Genomic DNA, 17,158 nt, shown 5'->3' on the forward strand with positions numbered 1-17,158 from the left:
CTCCTTGGAGGTCGTTGTTGCGGCGCCATGCTAGCGGCGCGCGGCGCTGTTGGCCGTAGCGCAGGCGACAGCACCGCGCGCTGCCGATAGCCGCTCAGGCCAGCCGAACGACGATCCGCAGGCCCGGATTCGCGTTGCGCACCGCCAGGCTGCCGCCGTGCGCTTCGGCGATCAGCCGGCAAAGGTACATCCCGAGCCCGACGCCGCCGGTGGCGCGCGCGCGCGCGCTGTCGGTGCGGTAGAAGGCCTCGGTCAGGCGTTCGAGCTGGGCCTCGTCGACACCGGGGCCGTGGTCGCGGACCTCGATCTCCACGCCCTGCGCCGGCCCGTCGACCACGGCGCGCAGCGACACGCAGGGCGGGCGGGGCGCATCGGTGCTGTAGCGCAAGGCGTTGTCCAGCAGGTTGCGCACCAGCAGGCGGATGCGCATGCGGTCGACGGCGTGCGGCGGCAGTCCCTCGGCCAGGTCCAGGTGCACCTGCTGGGCGCCCGGCATCTCGGCCGCGACTTCGCGCACCAGCGCCGCCAGGTCGACCGGTTCGCGCTGCAGCGCCACGTGCGGGCTCGCGAGCCGTTCGCTCTCGAGCAGGTCGCTGATCAGGTCGCGCATTTCGTTCAAGTCGCGCAGCAGCGCCTCGCGCTCGGCCTGGCTTTCGGGTGTGACCGGCAGCAGCTCGGCATTGAGCCGGGCCCGCGTGAGCGGCGAGCGCAGCTCGTGGCTCAACGCCAGCAGCAGCCCGCGCTTGGCATCGAGCATGGCCTGGATGTCGTCGGCCATGGTGTTGATGTGCTCGGCAAGGTCACCCAGGTCGTCGTTGCGGCGGATCGGAATCGGCTGCGTGAACTCGCCGCGGCCGAAGCGCTGCGCGCCTTCGCGGATGTCGATCAGCGGCCGCAGCAGCCGGCTGACATAGGCATAGCCCAGCACCACGAGCAGCAGCAGCGCGCAGAGCGTGGCCCAGCCGACGACGCGCGGCGCGAGCTGCCAGAGCCTGGGCGACCAGCCGAAGATGACGTGGTGGCCATCGGCCGTGGGGCGGATGAACCATTTGTCGCTCCACGGCTTCTCGTCGCGGTCGTGCATCCAGCCGCCGCGGCCGTTGCTGCCGCCGGGGTTGGAGTCCCAGTTGACCTTGGGGCCGATGATGCGGATCGTGATCGGCAGCCGGGCGACCAGCGCCTGCGCGCGCGCCACGTCGGGCGGCGTGCCGATCTCGGCGACGAGCCGGTCGGCATAGTCGACCAGCATCGGCTTGGCGGCCTCGGCCCAGCCGGTGGAAAAGGACTTCTTCATGCCGCCCATGAACACCGCCGCCATCACCAGTGCCAGCATCACGAACATCATGACCAGCCGGATGCGCAGCGAGCGGCGCCAGCGGCGCTTGCCCTGCACCTTCTCGTGCCACTGCGCGTGCCATTGCCTGTGCAGTTCCGCGCGGCGCGATGCGATCCCGTGCAGCGCCTCGCGCAAACCCCGCCGCCTGGGCCTCATGCGGCCTCGCTGCGCGCGACGGCCAGCGCATAACCGGCATTGCGCAGCGTCTTGATGCAGTCCAGCGGCTCGAGCTTCTTGCGCAGGCGGCTCACCACGATGTCGACCGCCCGGGTGTAGAGCTCGGCCTCGTGGCCGCGCAGGCGGTTCAGGATGTCGTCGCGGCTGAACACCTTGCCGGGCTCGGCCGCCAGCAGCGCGAGCAGTTCGAACTCGGTGCCGGTGAGCTCGACGCGCTCGCCTTGGCGCAGCACCTGGCGCCGGTCGAGGTCGATCGACAGCCCGTCGAACACGCGGTGCTGGGTGCCGTTGCCGTTGGCTGCCGCCGGCGTGCTGCGCTGGCGGCGCAGGATGGTCTGCACGCGCGCCACCAGCTCGCGCGGCTCGAAGGGCTTGGGCACGTAGTCGTCGGCACCCAGCTCGAGGCCGACCACGCGGTCCATCACTTCGCCGCGCGCGGTGAGCATCACGATGGGAATGTCGCTCTCCTTGCGGATCTCGCGGCACAGCGCAAAGCCGTCCATCTCGGGCAGCATCACGTCGAGGATCGCCGCGTCGTAGGGGCCCGCGCGCAGCTTGGCGAGCCCTTCGCTCGGGCGCACCGCGCTCTCCAGCGTGTAGCCGAAGCGGGCGAAGTAGGTGGTCAGCGGCGCGGCGAGATGTTCGTCGTCGTCGATCAGCAGGATGCGCGGCATGGCGGGATTGTGCCTCCTGGCGAACAATTGGCTGACGATCAGGCCTGCAGGCATTGCACCGCCGTTTCCGCTCGCTGCAAGGCGCGCCATTGCGCGGCCTTCACCACGGATCGGCCCGCCCGATGCGGCCCAGGTGCGTCGAGCCGAAGCCCGCGCCGTACTTGAGGCCCCAGCCGAGCGCGCGATCGAGGCCGATGTGGGCGCACCAGATCAGGCCGCCGGCCACGGCCCACGGGATGGCCGCGAGCGCGCCGATCGCCAGCAGCGCCACGGCACCGAGGTACGAATGCGTGGCGTTGTAGAAGGCGGCGCCGATGCGCGGCCCGGCGAGGTAGCCCAGCATCGCGAGATCGGGTACCAGCAGCCAGAGCGCGAACACGCCCCAGCCGGCACCGAACTGCGCGTAGGCGGCCAGCGATGCGGCCAGCACCACCGCCCCTTCCACGCGCAGCAGCGAGCGCACGCCGCCCGCCGCGGCCTGTTCGCGAGACACCGTGGAACCGGCTTCGCCGGGCCACAGGTGTCGCCCCCTTGCAGCAGGTTGGCGAAGCGACACGAAGTGCGCGAAGCCCGGGGGTGAGCCAAGCCTAGCCATGACGGCGCCAGCGGCGTCCGCCGCGGTCCATGAAGTCACGCACCTTCTGCTGCTGCTCGGCGTTCAGGCTGTCGAAGAAATCGGCGGCGGCCGCGATGATCTCGGGGCTGCCGTTGCGCACGGCCGTGGTCTTCTCGTCGACGAGCCGCGTGGCGGCCGCCTGGTCGAGCTTGTTGCCCGCGAACAGCGCCTTGAACTGCGAACGCGGATCGCCTGCACCGCTCGCACCACGCATGGCTTCGCGCTGCGCCTGCAGCTTCTCGGCCAGCACGGTGAGCTTCTGCTTCTGCGCTGTGTCGAGTTCCAGCTTGCTGCCGACGCGCTCGACCATCTTGGTGCGGAACTCGGCGGAGTCGCCGCTGCCCCAGCCGTGCCGATGGCCGGCGCAGCCGGCAATGCTGCCCGCCACCACCGCAAGTCCGGCAAAACCGAAGAGAGTGCGTTTGATCCAGTGTTTCATGATGTTCCTTGCGGCCCCAGGGGTGCCCTGCGGGCGTGATGTGTCTTAGAGCCTGTTGCTGTTGCCGGCGGCTGCGGCGCGTGCATCGACGGGGTTCTGCATGGTCGAGACGACCTTGCTGTTCACGCGCGAACCCGAGGTCACGTTCTGGTCGGGTGCGGCGGCGGTGCGCATGGCTTCGAAGACGACGCCCGCGCGGTCCCTGGAAACGGCCATCGTCTCGGCGCCGCGCGAACCGCGCACGACGTTCTGGTCCGGTGCGGAAGCCTCGCGAATGGCCTCGGCGTTGACTTCGGCGCGGCTCTTGGCCGAGGTGAGCGGCTGGACGCCTTCGTAGGATTCAGCCTTGGCGCCGGCTGCAGCGAGCAGCGCGAAGGAGCCGATGGCAACGACTTGGGTCAGGGAGAGGGATTTCATGGTCAGGCCTTTCTGTAGTTGAAGAGGAGACCTGATGGTGCTTGCCGCGGTGCGGCAAGTCCTTTCGCCGCAGTTTCGGCGTGTTTCGTTTTATTTCGGTTCCGCCCTGCCTTTGAGCGAATTGAAATAGGAAGAACTAATTTCCGGCGAGGACCGACGCCGGATCGTCCGACTCGAGCACGCCCCTGGCCCATTCCTCGAGCTTGGTGGTGTCGGCGCGCAGCACCTCCTGCTTGACGGCGAGGATGCGCGACGGATGCATCGAGAAGCTGCGCAGTCCCAGGCCGAGCAAGAGGCGCGTGAAGGCCACGTCGCCTGCCATTTCGCCGCACACGGCCACGCTCTTGCCCTGGCGGCGGCATTCGGCAATGGTGTCGGCCACCAGCCTGAGCACTGCGGGATGGGCTGGGTCGTAGAGGTGGGCCACGGCCTCGTCGGCCCGGTCGATGGCCAGCGTGTACTGGATCAGGTCGTTGGTGCCGATCGACAGGAAGTCGAAGTACTTCAGGAAGGTCTTGAGCGTGAGCGCAGCGGCGGGAATCTCGATCATCGCGCCGAGCTTCACCTTGCCGTACACGGCGCCGCGGCTGTCGAGTTCCGAGCGCGCGAAGTCGATCAGCGACAGCGTCTGGCGGATCTCGCTGACATGCGCGAGCATGGGGATCAGCAGGTGGATCTCGCCGTGCGCCGCCGCGCGCAGGATGGCGCGCAACTGCGTGAGGAACATCGCCGGATCGGCCAGGCTCCACCGTATGGCGCGCAGGCCGAGCGCGGGATTCAGGTGCTCCTGCTTGCTGACTGCCTTGCCGTCGAGCGGCTTGTCGGCGCCCACGTCGATGGTGCGGATGGTGACCGGCATGCCCTGCATGCCTTCGACCGCGCGCTTGTAGGCCTGGTATTGCTCTTCCTCGTCGGGCAGGCGGGTCTGGTGCTGCGACTCGCGGCCCATGAAGAGGAACTCGCTGCGGAACAGCCCCACGCCCACCGCGCCGGCCTTGACGGCGCCGGCGGTGTCCTCGGGCATCTCGATGTTGGCGAGCAGCTCGACGCGCTGGCCGTCGAGCGTCACCGCGGGCTTGTGGCGCAGGCGCGCGAGCCGGCCGCGTTCGAGGTCGCCCTGGCGCTGCTTGAAGCCGTACTCGGCCAGGATGATCGGCGAGGGATCGACGATCACCACGCCGGCATCGCCGTCGATGATCACCCAGTCGTCCTGGCGCACCAGCTGGCTCGCGGTGCGCGCGCCCACCACGGCCGGAATGTCCATGCTGCGCGCCACGATGGCGGTGTGCGAGGTGCGCCCGCCCACGTCGGTCACGAAGCCGGCGAACACGCTCTTCTTGAACTGGAGCATGTCGGCCGGCGACAGGTCATGCGCGATCAGCACCAGCGGCGCGTCGATGCCGTCGCCGGCGGTGGGGTCGTCGTCCTCCTCGGCCGCGGGGCGCTTGCGGCGCGGCGGGCTCGGTGCCAGCACCGCGGCCGTGCCCTTCATGCGGTGCAGCAGCCGCTCGACCACCTGCTCGAGGTCGGCCTTGCGCTCGCGCAGGTACTCGTCCTCCATCTCGTCGAACTGGCGCGCGATGATTTCGAGCTGCGTGGTCAGCGCCCATTCGGCGTTGTAGAGCCGGTCGGTGATCCAGTGCTTCACGCCGCCGGTGAGCGCCTCGTCCTGCAGCAGCATCTGGTGCACTTCGAGCAGCGCCGCAAGCTCGTGCGGCGCATCGTTGGGGCCCATCAGCGCGACGCTGGCCTGCAGCTTGGCAAGCTCGTCGGCCACCGCGTTGCGGGCCATGCGCACCCGGTCGATCTCGGTTTCTATTTCTTCGGGCTTGATGAAATAGTGGGCCACGTCGATGCGGCTCGACACCACCAGTACCGCGCGGCCAATGGCAATGCCACGGGCAACAGGGAGGCCGTGGACTGCGAAGGTCATGGGAGCCTACCGAAGATCACCGGCCGCCGCCGGGCCGCCCCAAGGCGGCCGAGCCCCCTCGGGGGGCAGCGACGACACGCAGTGCGGGAGCGTGGGGGCCACATTCATTCGCCTTCGCCGAACTTGTCGTTCATTAATTGAACGAGGGCGTCCATCGCCTCTTCCTCCTGCGGGCCGTTGGTCTCGAGTTCAACGGTCGAGCCGAGCCCGGCGGCCAGCATCATGACGCCCATGATGCTCTTGGCATTGATGCGGCGGTCGCCGCGCGAGAGCCACACCTCGCAAGGAAAGCTGCCTGCGATCTTGGTGAGCTTGGCCGATGCGCGCGCATGGAGGCCCAGCTTATTGCTGATGGTCACGGATTTCTTGATCACTGTGCTTTCTCTTCGCCTGATTCTGGGGTGCCGCCACCGCCACCTGCATGACTCCCGCGGTGCCGCCCGCGATGGCGCGCTGCACCAGCGTCTCGAGCGGCTCGTGGCGGTAGGTCACCGCGCGCAGCAGCATCGGCAGGTTGACACCCGCCACCAGCCGCGAGCGGACGCCGTCCACCAGCTTCTGCGCCACGTTGCAGGGCGTCGCGCCGAACACGTCGGCCAGCACCAGCACCTGCGAGCGCGGCGCATTGAGCTGCTGCGCGAGCGTGATGCGGGCCGCCGCCAGCGTTTCTTCGGGCGACACGTTGGGCAGCACGTCGAGTGCGACGATGGCCTGTTCGCAATCGGGGAACACATGCAGCGCGCACCGCCGCAGCGCCTGCGCGAACGGTGAGTGGGCGATGATGAGGATGCTGTTCATGCGGGTCGGGGGACTACGCACCGATTATGCGGGGGCGCCCAGAGGAAGTAGACATACGACATAACGCAGCAGGCGAGGAAAACGGACAGCGCCGCACGGAACGACGCCACCTGGTCGAGCCCGGCGCTGGCGAACAGGTCGATCAGCAGCCCGATGCCCCACTGCACGACAAATACGCCTGCAAAGACCACCAGGTTGTAGGCCGACAGCGCGCGACCCGCGAGCGCCGTCGGCAAGGCCAGGGCCACGGCGGGCTGGGCCAGCGTGACGACGGTGGAAACGCACAGGAAGGCCACCCAGGCCACCGTCCCCGCCGCGGGGCCAGCTATCAAAACCAGAGCAAGCGCGAGCATCCCGAGCGGCATGCCCCAAGCCAGCAGCCGGGCGGCGGGAATGCCGCGGTGCGCAAGCCGCGGATTGACCATGCCCCAGAGCCCGTAGGTCGCGAGCAGCGCGATGCTGATCCAGAACAGCGCGCCGGCGGCCTCCTGGGGCGTGTAGCCCGCCACGCGCGTGAGCCATGGCACGACCCAGAGCGTCTGCATCGCGACGAAGCCGCCGTAGTTGAAGAAACCGATCGGCGCGAGCTTGCGGAAGAACGGATCGCCCCATACGGCCGCGTAGCTGCTGCCCTCTTCCTGGTTCTTTTCCCGCACAGCGGTGTCGTCGTGCCATGCCGGCGCGGCCCATGCGATCAACGCCATCGACACGAGCACGCCGGCCGCCAGCAGCCAGAACAGCGGCCGCCAGCCGAGATAGGGCATGAGCCACTGCACCGGCAGGGTCGCGCCGACCAGGCCGAAGGAGCCCACCATCAGCATCCACGAGTTGCTGCGCAACTGCATGGGCGGCGTCAGCCAGCGCCGGTAGCCGGTGAGCGGCGCCATCAGGCAGGCGCTCACGCCGACGCCGGTGAGCACGCGCGCCGCCAGCAGCAGCCAGAAATGCGTGGCCACCGAAAACAGCAGGCAGCCGGCCACCGCGGCAGACAGGAAGCAGACGATCACGCGCTTGGGCCCATGGCGGTCGAGCCAGGTGCCCATGGGCAGCTGCGTGAACGCGAAACCCAGGAAATAGCCGCCCGCGAGCAATCCAAGGTCGCGTGATTCGAGTCCGAATTCAACGGTGAGCGCGGGCGACAGCGTGGCGGTGATGGCGCGCACCAGCGTCGAGAGGAAATAGGCGAAGGCAAAGGCCAGGAAGACGGTGGCGATGCGCCGCCGTCCGGCAAGCAGGCCGGCGCTCATGGGAGGCGCAGGCCCTCGAAGAAGGTATTGGCCGCATCGGGCGCAGAAGGGCGGCCGAGCACGGTGGCCTGGTAGAGCGAAACACCGCCGTTCTTCTTCGACTGGGCAAACCAGAGCACCTGGACCGGCACGGCGCCCTTTTGCGGCGGCTGCGCATCGAGCCGCACCGGCGCGGGCGCGGCGATCGCGCGTTTCAGTGCAGCGGGGGCTTCGGTCATCTGCGCCTCGCCCAGCTGGCTGCGGGTGGCAGCGCGCCATGCCCTGAGCCAGGCCTCGGCCTGCGCCGGGCTCTCGGCGGATGCATGGGCCACGGCGAAGGTCGCACCGCCGGTCTCGCAGCCCGCCATGTCGACCTGCACCGACTCGACGCCAAGCGGCAAGGCGCGATTCGCGCGGTCCGGCTTGCAGGGCAGCAGGACGATCAGGCCGTCATCGGCAACCGGCACCTCGCGCCAGTTGAAGGTTGGGCTGCAGGCGGCAAGCGCGAGCGCGGTGGCTGCGGCCAGCGCGGGCCGGAAACGGGAGTCGGACGATGGCATCGGAAAGCCATTATCGAGCCGCGCGGACGCCCGCCGGCACGATCCGGCGGGCGGAACTAAAATCGGCTCGCCCCTCTCCATCCGCTGCCATGAAAAAATACATCGCCGTCGCCGCAGTCGCCCTTGCATTGGCCGCTGGCGTGGGGGTGTACCTCGGTTCCGGCGCCACCGCGGCACCGGCCTCGACCTTCGTGCTGCTCGACGGCAGCACGAAAAGCACCAGCGACCTGAAGGGCAAGGTCACCCTGGTGAACTTCTGGGCCACGAGCTGCGTGACCTGCGTGGCTGAAATGCCCAAGGTCATTGCCACCTACGACAAGTACAAGTCCAAGGGCTACGACACGCTGGCCGTGGCCATGAGCTACGACCCGCCGAGCTACGTCGTCAACTTTGCCGAGACCCGCAAGCTGCCGTTCAAGGTGGCGATCGACAACACCGGCAGCGTGGCGCAGGCCTGGGGCGACGTGAAGCTCACGCCCACCACCTACCTGGTCAACAAGAAGGGCGAGATCGTGAAGCGCTATGTGGGCGAGCCCGATTTCGCCGAGCTCCACAAGCTGATCGAGAAACTGCTCGCCGAGGCTTGAATCCGCCCGCGGGCATCATGAAGGCGCTCCTTTCGGCAGCGCCTTTTTTGTTTCCGCCGCTCGCCTACTGGTTGCGGAAGCTGTCGTGGCAGGCCTTGCAGCTCGAGGCGGTGGCGCCGAACTGGGCCTTGAGCGCCTCGACGGTGCCGGCCTTGGCCGCAACCACCAGCTTGCCGGTCTCGGCAACCATCTTGTCCTGGTGTTCCTTGAACTTCGCGGCTTCCTTCCAGACCTCGGGCTTGCCCTTGCCGCCCTCGGTTCCGGCCCCGAAGGCGGTCCAGGGCAACCTGGCCATTTCGGCCACGAGCTCTGCGTTGGCGGAGGCAGCAGCCGCGTCGTAGGGAATGCGTCCATTGGCCATGGCGCCGACACGGCTGAAATGCTGGCCCATCACGAACAGCGCGCTCTGGCGGTACTTGATGGCGTCCTCGGGCTTGGCGAACTGGGCGGCCGCCGGCAGGGAAACCGCGGCGCAGGCAGCGGCCAGCGCGAACGAAGCAAGTCGAATCATCGGGGGGTCCTTGTTGTGGGTTGGGCACCGCCGGAAACGGCGCCGCGCCGAGTGTAGGGGCAGCGTTCCCGGTGCGCATAGCAACAACCCGATGCATGCAGCGGCCCGGACTTTGCTAATCTGCGCCTTCCGCAGTCTTTTGCGCACCCCGCCTCTTCGATGACCGACTCTTCCGTGGCCGCCATGCAGGCCGCAGCGTCCGACACCCCCGTCCGAAAGCGCATCTGGGATCTGCCGACGCGCATTTTCCACTGGACATTGAGCGTCGCCGTGATCGGCCTGGTCGCCACCGGCCTCGGCGGTGTCATGGAGTGGCATTTCCGCCTGGGCTACACAGTGCTCGCCCTGCTGCTGTTCCGCCTGCTCTGGGGTTTCGTGGGCGGACGCTGGTCGCGCTTTGCCTCGTTCTTCTATGGCCCGGGCTCGGTCGTCGCGTACCTGCGCGGGCGGGCCCATCCCGATCATGTGATCGGCCACACGCCATTGGGCGCCCTCTCGGTTTTCGCCGTGCTCGCGGTGCTTGCGGTACAGGTCGGCACGGGGCTGATGGCGGACGACGAAATTTCGGCAGCGGGGCCGCTCACGCGCTTCGTCTCCGGCGACGTGGTGAGCCTTGCCACGGGCTGGCACGAGGGACCGGGCAAGACGATCGTGATCGCCCTGGTGAGCCTGCACGTGCTGGCGGTGCTCTTCTACGTGCTGGTCAAGCGGCACCGCCTGGTGCGGCCCATGGTGTCGGGCGACAAACTGGTCACGCCCGCGCACAGCCAGGCGGCACCCAGCCGCGACGACACCGCCTCGCGCGGGCTCGCGCTGGTGCTGTTCGCCGCATGCGCAGGCGCGGCCTGGTGGATTTCATCGCTGCGCGTATGAGCTTTTCGGTTTCACGCCCCCTGCCGCTGGCCGACACGCCAGCCGTCGTGCTCCTGACGCCGGAGGAACCCGGCGAACTCGATGCCGCACGCGCGATCTTCCGCGACTACGCCGCCTCGCTGGACATCGACCTGTGCTTCCAGAATTTCGAGGAAGAAGTCGCCACGCTGCCAGGCGACTATGCCGAGCCGCGCGGCGCCCTGCTGCTTGCGCTGGTCGATGCCGCCCACATCAAGGAGGAAGCCGGGCAACGCGCGCCGACCTTCATGCGGGCCAACGGCACGCTGGCGCACGTGGCCGGCTGCTGTGCGCTGCGCCCGCTCGACAACACCGACTACGCCAACGCCGCGGAGATGAAGCGGCTGTTCGTGCGGCCCGGCTTTCGCGGGTTGGGGGTCGGCCGGCAGCTCGCCGAAGCCATCCTCGATGCCGCGCGCGGCGCAGGCTATGCCTGTGTGCTGCTCGACACGCTGGATGAGATGGAGTCGGCCCGCGCGCTCTACGAAGACCTGGGTTTCGAGGAAGTGCCGCCCTACTATCACAACCCGATCGCGGGCGCGCACTACCTCAAGGTCGATCTCTAGTTAGCCGCGGGCCTGGGCCAGCAGCGTCTCGGCATTGCTGACCTCGAACTTGCCCGGGGCCTCGACGTTCAGCGTGGCCACCTTGCCGTCCTTCACGAGCATCGAATAGCGGTTGCTGCGCAGGCCCATGCCGCGGCCGGTCAGGTCCAGCGTGAGGCCGGTGGCCTTGGCGAAATCGGCACTGCCGTCGGCCAGCATGCGCACCTTGGTGCCGGTCTTCTGGTCGCGCGCCCAAGCGCCCATCACGAAGGCGTCGTTCACGCTCACGCACCAGATCTCGTCCACGCCGGCGGCCTTGAAGTCGTCGAAGTGCTGCACATAGCCGGGCACATGCTTGGCCGAGCAGGTGGGCGTGAAGGCGCCCGGCAGCGCAAACAGCGCAATGGTCTTGCCGGCCGTGGCCTTGCTCACGTCCACCGGGTTCGGTCCGATGCTGCAGCCTTCGCCTTCGACCTCGGAATATTCCTGCAGGGTTGCCGAAGGAAGGGTGTCGCCGACTTTGATCATCTGAGTGCTCCTGAAAAAGAAAAACGGCCCACATTGTGGGCCGTTTCCGGATGGGTTGCCTTCAAGAGGCTTCCCGAGGTCGATCAGCCGGTGATCAGACCAGCACGGCCTTCTCGACCAGACGGGTCACGACCCAGTTCTTGGTCTTCGAGATCGGACGGCTTTCCGTGATCTCGATGGTGTCGCCCAGCTTGTACTCGCCCTTTTCGTCATGGGCGTGGTACTTGCTCGTCTTGGCCACGATCTTGCCGTAGAGCTCGTGCTTCACACGGCGCTCGACCAGCACGGTCACGGTCTTGGCACGCTTGTCGCTGACCACCTTGCCGATCAAGGTGCGCTTGAGGGATTTTTTAGCTTCCGTCATGTTCACTCCTTACTTGGCGGCTTGGGTTTCTTGCTGCTTCTGAGCAAGAATGGTCTTGGCGCGCGCGATGTCGCGGCGCGTCACGCGCAGCGTCGACGTGTTCGACAGCTGTTGCGTGGCTTTCTGCATGCGCAGGCCGAAATGGGCCTTCTGCAGTTCCTTGACTTCGGTTTGCAGCGCTGCGACGTCCTTCGTGCGCAGGGTTGCAGCCTTGGTCACCTTGGCCGGAGCCGCGGTTTCTTTTTTCTTACGTGTTGCCATGGATGTTCTCCTCTCAGGCGCCGAGCTGGCGAGCGACGAACGTCGTGCGCAGCGGAAGCTTGGCGGCGGCCAGGCGGAACGCTTCGCGGGCGAGTTCTTCGGGCACGCCGACGATCTCGAACACGATCTTGCCAGGCTGGATTTCAGCGACGTAGTACTCGGGGTTGCCCTTACCGTTACCCATCCGCACTTCGGCGGGCTTGGTAGAGATCGGCTTGTCCGGGAACACGCGGATCCAGATACGGCCACCGCGCTTCACGTGACGCGAAATCGCGCGGCGAGCGGCTTCGATCTGGCGCGCCGTGAGGCGGCCGCGGTCGGTGCATTTGAGACCGAAATCACCGAAGGCAACCGAGTTGCCCCGGGTTGCGACGCCGGTGTTGCGGCCCTTTTGTTCCTTGCGGAACTTTCTGCGTGCAGGTTGCAGCATTTTTAATACTCCGTAGTTCTAAGACCGATCACTCGGTCTTGGCACCGTCAGCTGCTGCAGCTGGCGCGGCTTTGCGGACGCGCTTAACGGCGGGTTTCGAGTCTGCACCCGGAGCAGCGGGAGCTGCGCCAGTGGCTTCTGCGGGCTTGTCGCTGCCGTCGGCCGGGGCGGTGTTGCCACCGATCGGGCCACGGGCACCGGCGCGCGGGCCGGGACCACGACGGTCCGAACCCGGACGGTCGCCACCCGGGCGGCCATCGCGGCGCGGACCACGCGGACGACGCTCGTCGTCCGGACGCGGCGTTTCGACGGCCGGCAGGTCGTTGCGGCCCAGCGTGTCGCCCTTGTAGACCCAGACCTTGACGCCGATGACGCCGTAGGTGGTCTTGGCTTCCGAGGTGCCGTAGTCGATGTCGGCGCGCAGCGTGTGGAGGGGCACGCGACCTTCGCGGTACCACTCGGTACGGGCAATTTCGATGCCGTTCAGGCGGCCAGCCGACATGATCTTGATGCCCTGGGCACCCAGACGCATGGCGTTCTGCATGGCGCGCTTCATGGCGCGGCGGAACATGATCCGCTTTTCGAGCTGCTGCGTGATGCTGTCGGCGATCAGCTGGGCATCGATTTCGGGCTTGCGCACTTCTTCGATGTTCACTGCCACCGGCACGCCGAGCTGCTTGCCCAGTTCGCGCTTGAGGTTCTCGATGTCTTCGCCCTTCTTGCCGATCACGACGCCCGGACGAGCCGAGTAGATCGTGATGCGTGCGTTCTTGGCGGGACGCTCGATCATGACGCGCGACACCGAAGCGTTCTTCAGCTTCTTCTTGAGGTATTCGCGAACCTTGATGTCTTCGGCCAGCATGCCCGCGAAATCGCGGTCGCTTGCGTACCAGCGGCTGGACCAGTTACGGGTAACCGCAAGGCGGAAGCCGGTCGGATGGATTTTCTGTCCCATATTTCTTCCAGGCGTTCTTAGTTGCCAACCGTCACGTACACATGGCACGTGGGCTTGCTGATGCGGTTACCGCGACCCTTGGCTCGCGCCGTGAAGCGCTTGAGCGTCGCGCCCTGTTCGACGTAGATGGTCTTGACCTTCAGTTCGTCGATATCGGCGCCATCGTTGTGCTCGGCGTTGGCAATTGCCGACTCGAGCACCTTCTTGATGATCACAGCGGCTTTCTTCTGCGTGAATTGCAGGACGTTGAGCGCTTGATCAACCTTCTTGCCGCGGATCAGGTCAGCGACCAGACGGCCCTTGTCGACCGAGAGGCGGACACCGCGGAGGACTGCACGTGTTTCAGACATGGTCGTTCCTTACTTCTTCTGGACTTTCTTGTCCGCGGGGTGCCCCTTGAACGTGCGCGTGAGCGCAAATTCGCCGAGCTTGTGGCCGACCATCTGGTCGGTGATGTAGACAGGCACGTGCTGCTTGCCGTTGTGCACGGCAATGGTCAGGCCGATGAACTCGGGCAGGACCATCGAGCGGCGCGACCAGGTCTTGATCGGCTTCTTGTCCTTCGTCGTCACTGCCTTGTCGGCCTTGGCCACGAGGTGATGGTCAACAAACGGACCCTTTTTGAGAGAGCGAGTCATTTGCTATCCCTTACTTCTTGCGGCGCGACACGATGAAGACCTGCGTGCGCTTGTTGTTACGGGTACGGTAGCCCTTGGTCAGGTTGCCCCATGGGTCGACAGGATGGCGGCCTTCGCCGGTCTTGCCTTCGCCACCACCGTGCGGGTGGTCGACAGGATTCATCACCACGCCGCGAACGGTCGGGCGAATACCCATGTGACGCTTCACACCGGCCTTGCCGAGTTGGCGCAGGCTGTGCTCTTCGTTCGCGACTTCACCGATAGTGGCGCGGCATTCGATGTGGATGCGGCGCACCTCACCCGAACGCATGCGGACCTGGGCGTAGACGCCTTCGCGAGCCAGCAGCGTGGCCGACGTGCCGGCCGAACGCGCGATCTGCGCGCCCTTGCCGGGTTGCAGTTCGATGCAGTGGATCGTCGAGCCGACCGGAATGTTGCGGATCGGCAGCGTGTTGCCGGCGCGGATCGGGGCTTCCGAACCGCTCAGCAGCGTTGCACCAGCCTCAAGACCGCGCGGGGCGATGATGTAGCGGCGCTCGCCGTCGGCGTAGCAGACCAGGGCAATGTGGGCGGTGCGGTTCGGGTCGTACTCGATGCGTTCGACCTTGGCCGGGATGCCGTCCTTGTTGCGCACGAAGTCGACAACGCGGTAGTGGTGCTTGGCACCGCCGCCACGATGACGGATCGTGATGTGGCCGTTGTTGTTGCGGCCGGCCTTCTGGAACTGGGGTTCCAGCAGAGGCGCGTGAGGAGCACCCTTGAACAGGTGGTCCCGCGAGATCTTCACCGCGCCGCGTTGGCCCGGCGAAGTGGGTTTCATCTTGATGACGGCCATGATTAAGCGCCTTCCCCGACGAGGTTGAGCTCTTGACCGGGCTTGAGCGTCACATAGGCCTTGCGAACGTTGTCGCGGCGGCCGATGGACTTGCCAAAGCGCTTGGTCTTGCCCTTGGTGTTGAGCACCGACACGCCCTGGACTTCGACCTTGAACATCAGTTCGACAGCGGCCTTGATCTCGGGCTTGGTGGCGTCTTGCAGCACCTTGAAAGTGACAGCGTTCGACTTCTCGCCGACCATCGTGGCCTTTTCGGACACGATCGGGGCGACCAGCACCGCCATCAGGCGGCCTTCTTCGAACGTACGTTCAGCGGCGGTAGGGTTCACGCGGCTCATGCGAACATCTCCTTGAGCTTGTCGACGGCACCCTTGGTGACCAGCACCTTCTTGTAGTGGACCAGCGACACCGGATCGGCGTAGCGGGGTTCGACCACGAGAATGTTGACCAGATTGCGCGAGGCAAGGTACAGGTTTTCGTCGACTTCTTCGGCGATCACGAGCACGGACTCGAGATTCATCGCCTTGAAACGGGCTGCCAGCGGCTTCGTCTTGGGCGAATCCACGGTCAGCGAATCCACCACGGCCAGACGGCCTTCGCGAGCGAGCTGCGAGAAGATGGCGGCCATGCCGGCGCGGTACATCTTCTTGTTGATCTTCTGCGAGAAGTTTTCGTCAGGCATGTTCGGGAAGATCCGGCCACCCCCGCGCCACAGCGGCGAGGACGTCATACCGGCACGGGCGCGGCCCGTTCCCTTTTGCTTGAAAGGCTTCTTGGTCGAGTGCTTGACCTGCTCGCGGTCCTTCTGGGCGCGCGTGCCTTGGCGGGCATTGGCCTGGAATGCAACGACGATCTGGTGGACCAGGTCTTCGTTGTAATCACGGCCGAACACGGTCTCGGGGGCGTCGTATTTCGACGCGGCCTGGCCTTGTTCGTTCAGGAGTTCGAGTTGCATTACTTCGCTCCTTCAGCCGCTTGCGGCTTGGCCTTGATGGCGGGACGCACGGTGACGAAGCCACCCTTCGAACCCGGGATCGCGCCCTTGATGAGCAACAGTTGACGCGCTTCGTCGATGCGGAAGACATCGAGGTTCTGCGTGGTCTTGGTGACGTCGCCGAGGTGGCCCGTCATGCGCTTGCCGGGGAACACGCGACCGGGGTCTTGTGCCATGCCGATCGAGCCGGGAACGTTGTGCGAACGGCTGTTGCCGTGCGACGCGCGCTGCGAGCTCATGTTGTGGCGCTTGATGGTGCCGGCGTAGCCCTTGCCGATCGAGGTGCCTTGCACGTCGACCTTCTGGCCCACCGAGAACACGCTGCTCGCGGCGATCACGCCGCCAGCCTTGTGCTGGCCTGCGGTATCGGCGGTCACGCGGAATTCGCGGATGATTTCACCAGCTTCGACACCCGCCTTGGCGAGGTGGCCGGCTTGGGGCTTGGTCACGCGCGATGCCTTGCGCGAACCGAACGTCACTTGCAGTGCGACGTAGCCGTCGGTCTCTTGCGACTTGATCTGGGTCACACGGTTGTTGGACACATCCACCACCGTGACAGGAACTGCGTCCCCGTCATCGGTGAAGAGACGCATCATCCCCACCTTGCGGCCCAGCAACCCGAGGGAGTTGCTCAGACTCATTTGTTTTCTCCAAAAATGGAAACTCCCCTCGCCGCTGCCACTTCAATTGGCGACAGCGTTTGGCCGATTCCCTTGGGGGTCCCGGCCTACGAAGGAAGGTTGATAAATCTCCGCTCTCACGGCGCCCAAATGGACGCACGAAGGGCAGAGCCAGCGATTATAGCCCGCGATGCGGGCGCAGTGCAAGCTGCATTGCGAAGCGGCCCGGAGGGCGCCTGCCCCCTGTTCTGGGCCGTTTTTTTACTGCTTCTGGCCTATTTGACAGGCATCGTGATGATGCTGTCGCCACTTGGCGTGGACTTCATTTCGCCGCTGGATTTCAGGTTCGGTGCCGCCGTACCGGTCTGGATGGGAACCGAAACCGCGCTCGAGGCGCTGCCATGCTTGATGAACACATTGAGGTAGGCCAGCCCCTCGGCCTCGCTCACCACGACGACGGTGGCCGTGGTCCGCTTGCCGGCCGGCAGCGCGAGGGTGCTGCTTCCCTGGAGCGCCAGCCCCTTGTCGGCGCTCAGGCGGACCGTGGCACCGTCGGCGTCGGTCACGCCGTCGAATTGCAGCACCACAGGCGTGGCCTGGCCCAGTTGCGGCGTGGCGTCGAGCCGATAGCCGAGCTTGACGCCGGCGCCCCCGGGCTTCTGCGGCGCCGTGGTCATCGGGGCGGCCTGGCGCTGCTGCGACGCCGCATGCCTGGCGCTGCGCGACCCGGGCTCGCCGTCTGCCGCGGCCGGCGCCGACAGCGTTGCCAGTGCGAGGCACGCGAGGGCCATCATCGAATTCGATCGGATGTTCATGGCGGCCT

At 66.6% G+C, this 17,158-nt stretch carries 26 protein-coding genes; 3 read left to right on the plus strand and 23 right to left on the minus strand.

What is annotated here, in order from left to right; translation table 11 throughout:
• Positions 1 to 94 precede the first annotated feature (94 nt).
• The 10 genes from RZE77_RS25445 to RZE77_RS25490 all read right to left on the minus strand — a co-directional run bounded on the left by RZE77_RS25445 (position 95) and on the right by RZE77_RS25490 (position 8,176).
• Positions 95 to 1,492, minus strand: a complete 1,398-nt coding sequence (locus RZE77_RS25445; RefSeq protein WP_319439803.1) for a HAMP domain-containing sensor histidine kinase — start codon at positions 1,490 to 1,492, stop codon at positions 95 to 97.
• The gene (locus RZE77_RS25450; RefSeq protein WP_319439804.1) at positions 1,489 to 2,187 is read right to left on the minus strand and encodes a response regulator transcription factor; all 699 of its coding nucleotides are present in this window, start codon (positions 2,185 to 2,187) and stop codon (positions 1,489 to 1,491) included. The genes RZE77_RS25445 and RZE77_RS25450 overlap by 4 nt, the downstream gene beginning before the upstream one ends.
• A 100-nt stretch (positions 2,188 to 2,287) precedes the next feature.
• Positions 2,288 to 2,680 (minus strand): DUF4260 domain-containing protein, encoded by a 393-nt coding sequence (locus RZE77_RS25455; RefSeq protein ID WP_319439805.1) that lies wholly within the window; start codon positions 2,678 to 2,680, stop codon positions 2,288 to 2,290.
• A gap of 94 nt (positions 2,681 to 2,774) precedes the next feature.
• A complete protein-coding gene (locus tag RZE77_RS25460; protein ID WP_319439806.1) occupies positions 2,775 to 3,242 on the minus strand; it encodes a Spy/CpxP family protein refolding chaperone in 468 nt (155 codons plus the stop codon).
• 45 nt (positions 3,243 to 3,287) lie between these two features.
• On the minus strand, positions 3,288 to 3,659 hold the full coding sequence (locus RZE77_RS25465) for a DUF4148 domain-containing protein (protein ID WP_319439807.1): 372 nt from the start codon (positions 3,657 to 3,659) through the stop codon (positions 3,288 to 3,290).
• A gap of 136 nt (positions 3,660 to 3,795) precedes the next feature.
• Positions 3,796 to 5,592 carry a phosphoenolpyruvate--protein phosphotransferase gene (ptsP, locus tag RZE77_RS25470; RefSeq protein ID WP_319439808.1) on the minus strand — a complete coding sequence of 599 codons (1,797 nt, stop codon included), beginning with the start codon at positions 5,590 to 5,592 and terminating at the stop codon, positions 3,796 to 3,798.
• Positions 5,593 to 5,696: 104 nt separating this feature from the next.
• Positions 5,697 to 5,966, minus strand: coding sequence for an HPr family phosphocarrier protein (locus tag RZE77_RS25475; protein ID WP_015867655.1), 270 nt, complete (start codon positions 5,964 to 5,966; stop codon positions 5,697 to 5,699).
• A complete protein-coding gene (locus RZE77_RS25480; protein ID WP_124958947.1) occupies positions 5,935 to 6,390 on the minus strand; it encodes a PTS sugar transporter subunit IIA in 456 nt (151 codons plus the stop codon). The genes RZE77_RS25475 and RZE77_RS25480 overlap by 32 nt, the downstream gene beginning before the upstream one ends.
• Entirely contained in the window at positions 6,387 to 7,637 is a 1,251-nt protein-coding gene (locus RZE77_RS25485; protein WP_319439809.1) for an MFS transporter, read from the minus strand. The genes RZE77_RS25480 and RZE77_RS25485 overlap by 4 nt, the downstream gene beginning before the upstream one ends.
• Positions 7,634 to 8,176 carry a hypothetical protein gene (locus RZE77_RS25490; protein ID WP_319439810.1) on the minus strand — a complete coding sequence of 181 codons (543 nt, stop codon included), beginning with the start codon at positions 8,174 to 8,176 and terminating at the stop codon, positions 7,634 to 7,636. Before RZE77_RS25490 ends, RZE77_RS25485 begins: the two co-directional genes overlap by 4 nt.
• A gap of 89 nt (positions 8,177 to 8,265) precedes the next feature.
• On the opposite strand from RZE77_RS25490, the gene RZE77_RS25495 reads away from it, so the two are divergent.
• The gene (locus RZE77_RS25495; protein ID WP_319439811.1) at positions 8,266 to 8,763 is read left to right on the plus strand and encodes a TlpA disulfide reductase family protein; all 498 of its coding nucleotides are present in this window, start codon (positions 8,266 to 8,268) and stop codon (positions 8,761 to 8,763) included.
• A 64-nt stretch (positions 8,764 to 8,827) separates the two neighbouring features.
• Here the strand turns inward: RZE77_RS25495 and RZE77_RS25500 are convergent, their stop codons facing one another.
• Positions 8,828 to 9,274 (minus strand): c-type cytochrome, encoded by a 447-nt coding sequence (locus RZE77_RS25500; RefSeq protein WP_319439812.1) that lies wholly within the window; start codon positions 9,272 to 9,274, stop codon positions 8,828 to 8,830.
• A gap of 159 nt (positions 9,275 to 9,433) precedes the next feature.
• Between RZE77_RS25500 and RZE77_RS25505 the strand changes: the two genes are divergently transcribed.
• On the plus strand, positions 9,434 to 10,147 hold the full coding sequence (locus RZE77_RS25505) for a cytochrome b/b6 domain-containing protein (protein ID WP_319439813.1): 714 nt from the start codon (positions 9,434 to 9,436) through the stop codon (positions 10,145 to 10,147).
• A complete protein-coding gene (locus RZE77_RS25510) occupies positions 10,144 to 10,731 on the plus strand; it encodes a GNAT family N-acetyltransferase (protein WP_319439814.1) in 588 nt (195 codons plus the stop codon). Before RZE77_RS25505 ends, RZE77_RS25510 begins: the two co-directional genes overlap by 4 nt.
• Here RZE77_RS25510 and RZE77_RS25515 read toward each other — a convergent pair whose 3' ends face one another.
• The 12 genes from RZE77_RS25515 to RZE77_RS25570 all read right to left on the minus strand — a co-directional run bounded on the left by RZE77_RS25515 (position 10,732) and on the right by RZE77_RS25570 (position 17,150).
• Complete coding sequence (locus RZE77_RS25515) at positions 10,732 to 11,238, minus strand: peroxiredoxin (protein WP_319439815.1); 507 nt, start codon at positions 11,236 to 11,238, stop codon at positions 10,732 to 10,734. It abuts the gene before it with no gap.
• A gap of 94 nt (positions 11,239 to 11,332) precedes the next feature.
• Complete coding sequence (rpsQ, locus tag RZE77_RS25520; protein WP_015867662.1) at positions 11,333 to 11,602, minus strand: 30S ribosomal protein S17; 270 nt, start codon at positions 11,600 to 11,602, stop codon at positions 11,333 to 11,335.
• 9 nt (positions 11,603 to 11,611) lie between these two features.
• Positions 11,612 to 11,821, minus strand: coding sequence for a 50S ribosomal protein L29 (rpmC, locus tag RZE77_RS25525; RefSeq protein WP_041946241.1), 210 nt, complete (start codon positions 11,819 to 11,821; stop codon positions 11,612 to 11,614).
• A gap of 55 nt (positions 11,822 to 11,876) precedes the next feature.
• On the minus strand, positions 11,877 to 12,293 hold the full coding sequence (gene rplP / locus RZE77_RS25530) for a 50S ribosomal protein L16 (RefSeq protein ID WP_015867664.1): 417 nt from the start codon (positions 12,291 to 12,293) through the stop codon (positions 11,877 to 11,879).
• 28 nt (positions 12,294 to 12,321) lie between these two features.
• A complete protein-coding gene (rpsC, locus tag RZE77_RS25535; protein WP_015867665.1) occupies positions 12,322 to 13,248 on the minus strand; it encodes a 30S ribosomal protein S3 in 927 nt (308 codons plus the stop codon).
• A 17-nt stretch (positions 13,249 to 13,265) separates the two neighbouring features.
• Positions 13,266 to 13,598, minus strand: a complete 333-nt coding sequence (gene rplV, locus RZE77_RS25540; RefSeq protein ID WP_007838134.1) for a 50S ribosomal protein L22 — start codon at positions 13,596 to 13,598, stop codon at positions 13,266 to 13,268.
• A gap of 9 nt (positions 13,599 to 13,607) precedes the next feature.
• On the minus strand, positions 13,608 to 13,886 hold the full coding sequence (gene rpsS, locus RZE77_RS25545) for a 30S ribosomal protein S19 (RefSeq protein ID WP_007838132.1): 279 nt from the start codon (positions 13,884 to 13,886) through the stop codon (positions 13,608 to 13,610).
• A 10-nt stretch (positions 13,887 to 13,896) separates the two neighbouring features.
• The gene (gene rplB / locus RZE77_RS25550; RefSeq protein WP_015867666.1) at positions 13,897 to 14,721 is read right to left on the minus strand and encodes a 50S ribosomal protein L2; all 825 of its coding nucleotides are present in this window, start codon (positions 14,719 to 14,721) and stop codon (positions 13,897 to 13,899) included.
• Between the two features lie 2 nt (positions 14,722 to 14,723).
• Positions 14,724 to 15,059 (minus strand): 50S ribosomal protein L23, encoded by a 336-nt coding sequence (gene rplW / locus RZE77_RS25555; RefSeq protein WP_007838129.1) that lies wholly within the window; start codon positions 15,057 to 15,059, stop codon positions 14,724 to 14,726.
• Positions 15,056 to 15,676 (minus strand): 50S ribosomal protein L4, encoded by a 621-nt coding sequence (gene rplD / locus RZE77_RS25560; RefSeq protein ID WP_013543942.1) that lies wholly within the window; start codon positions 15,674 to 15,676, stop codon positions 15,056 to 15,058. The genes rplW and rplD overlap by 4 nt, the downstream gene beginning before the upstream one ends.
• On the minus strand, positions 15,676 to 16,356 hold the full coding sequence (gene rplC, locus RZE77_RS25565) for a 50S ribosomal protein L3 (RefSeq protein ID WP_021012791.1): 681 nt from the start codon (positions 16,354 to 16,356) through the stop codon (positions 15,676 to 15,678). The genes rplD and rplC overlap by 1 nt, the downstream gene beginning before the upstream one ends.
• A 254-nt stretch (positions 16,357 to 16,610) precedes the next feature.
• On the minus strand, positions 16,611 to 17,150 hold the full coding sequence (locus RZE77_RS25570) for a hypothetical protein (protein ID WP_319439816.1): 540 nt from the start codon (positions 17,148 to 17,150) through the stop codon (positions 16,611 to 16,613).
• Positions 17,151 to 17,158 lie beyond the last annotated feature (8 nt).

Origin of the sequence: Variovorax sp. SPNA7 (genome assembly GCF_033807855.1) — a bacterium.
Classification (GTDB): domain Bacteria; phylum Pseudomonadota; class Gammaproteobacteria; order Burkholderiales; family Burkholderiaceae_C; genus Variovorax; species Variovorax beijingensis.

Coding starts and splice junctions, on each gene's coding strand:
- RZE77_RS25445 (WP_319439803.1), bottom strand. CDS start 1,492: ATGAGGCCCAGGCGGCGGGGTTTGCGCGAGGCGCTGCACGGGATCGCA.
- RZE77_RS25450 (WP_319439804.1), bottom strand. CDS start 2,187: ATGCCGCGCATCCTGCTGATCGACGACGACGAACATCTCGCCGCGCCG.
- RZE77_RS25460 (WP_319439806.1), bottom strand. CDS start 3,242: ATGAAACACTGGATCAAACGCACTCTCTTCGGTTTTGCCGGACTTGCG.
- RZE77_RS25465 (WP_319439807.1), bottom strand. CDS start 3,659: ATGAAATCCCTCTCCCTGACCCAAGTCGTTGCCATCGGCTCCTTCGCG.
- ptsP (WP_319439808.1), bottom strand. CDS start 5,592: ATGACCTTCGCAGTCCACGGCCTCCCTGTTGCCCGTGGCATTGCCATT.
- RZE77_RS25480 (WP_124958947.1), bottom strand. CDS start 6,390: ATGAACAGCATCCTCATCATCGCCCACTCACCGTTCGCGCAGGCGCTG.
- RZE77_RS25485 (WP_319439809.1), bottom strand. CDS start 7,637: ATGAGCGCCGGCCTGCTTGCCGGACGGCGGCGCATCGCCACCGTCTTC.
- RZE77_RS25490 (WP_319439810.1), bottom strand. CDS start 8,176: ATGCCATCGTCCGACTCCCGTTTCCGGCCCGCGCTGGCCGCAGCCACC.
- RZE77_RS25495 (WP_319439811.1), top strand. CDS start 8,266: ATGAAAAAATACATCGCCGTCGCCGCAGTCGCCCTTGCATTGGCCGCT.
- RZE77_RS25500 (WP_319439812.1), bottom strand. CDS start 9,274: ATGATTCGACTTGCTTCGTTCGCGCTGGCCGCTGCCTGCGCCGCGGTT.
- RZE77_RS25505 (WP_319439813.1), top strand. CDS start 9,434: ATGACCGACTCTTCCGTGGCCGCCATGCAGGCCGCAGCGTCCGACACC.
- RZE77_RS25510 (WP_319439814.1), top strand. CDS start 10,144: ATGAGCTTTTCGGTTTCACGCCCCCTGCCGCTGGCCGACACGCCAGCC.
- RZE77_RS25515 (WP_319439815.1), bottom strand. CDS start 11,238: ATGATCAAAGTCGGCGACACCCTTCCTTCGGCAACCCTGCAGGAATAT.
- rpsQ (WP_015867662.1), bottom strand. CDS start 11,602: ATGACGGAAGCTAAAAAATCCCTCAAGCGCACCTTGATCGGCAAGGTG.
- rplP (WP_015867664.1), bottom strand. CDS start 12,293: ATGCTGCAACCTGCACGCAGAAAGTTCCGCAAGGAACAAAAGGGCCGC.
- rpsC (WP_015867665.1), bottom strand. CDS start 13,248: ATGGGACAGAAAATCCATCCGACCGGCTTCCGCCTTGCGGTTACCCGT.
- rplV (WP_007838134.1), bottom strand. CDS start 13,598: ATGTCTGAAACACGTGCAGTCCTCCGCGGTGTCCGCCTCTCGGTCGAC.
- rpsS (WP_007838132.1), bottom strand. CDS start 13,886: ATGACTCGCTCTCTCAAAAAGGGTCCGTTTGTTGACCATCACCTCGTG.
- rplB (WP_015867666.1), bottom strand. CDS start 14,721: ATGGCCGTCATCAAGATGAAACCCACTTCGCCGGGCCAACGCGGCGCG.
- rplW (WP_007838129.1), bottom strand. CDS start 15,059: ATGAGCCGCGTGAACCCTACCGCCGCTGAACGTACGTTCGAAGAAGGC.
- rplD (WP_013543942.1), bottom strand. CDS start 15,676: ATGCAACTCGAACTCCTGAACGAACAAGGCCAGGCCGCGTCGAAATAC.
- rplC (WP_021012791.1), bottom strand. CDS start 16,356: ATGAGTCTGAGCAACTCCCTCGGGTTGCTGGGCCGCAAGGTGGGGATG.
- RZE77_RS25570 (WP_319439816.1), bottom strand. CDS start 17,150: ATGAACATCCGATCGAATTCGATGATGGCCCTCGCGTGCCTCGCACTG.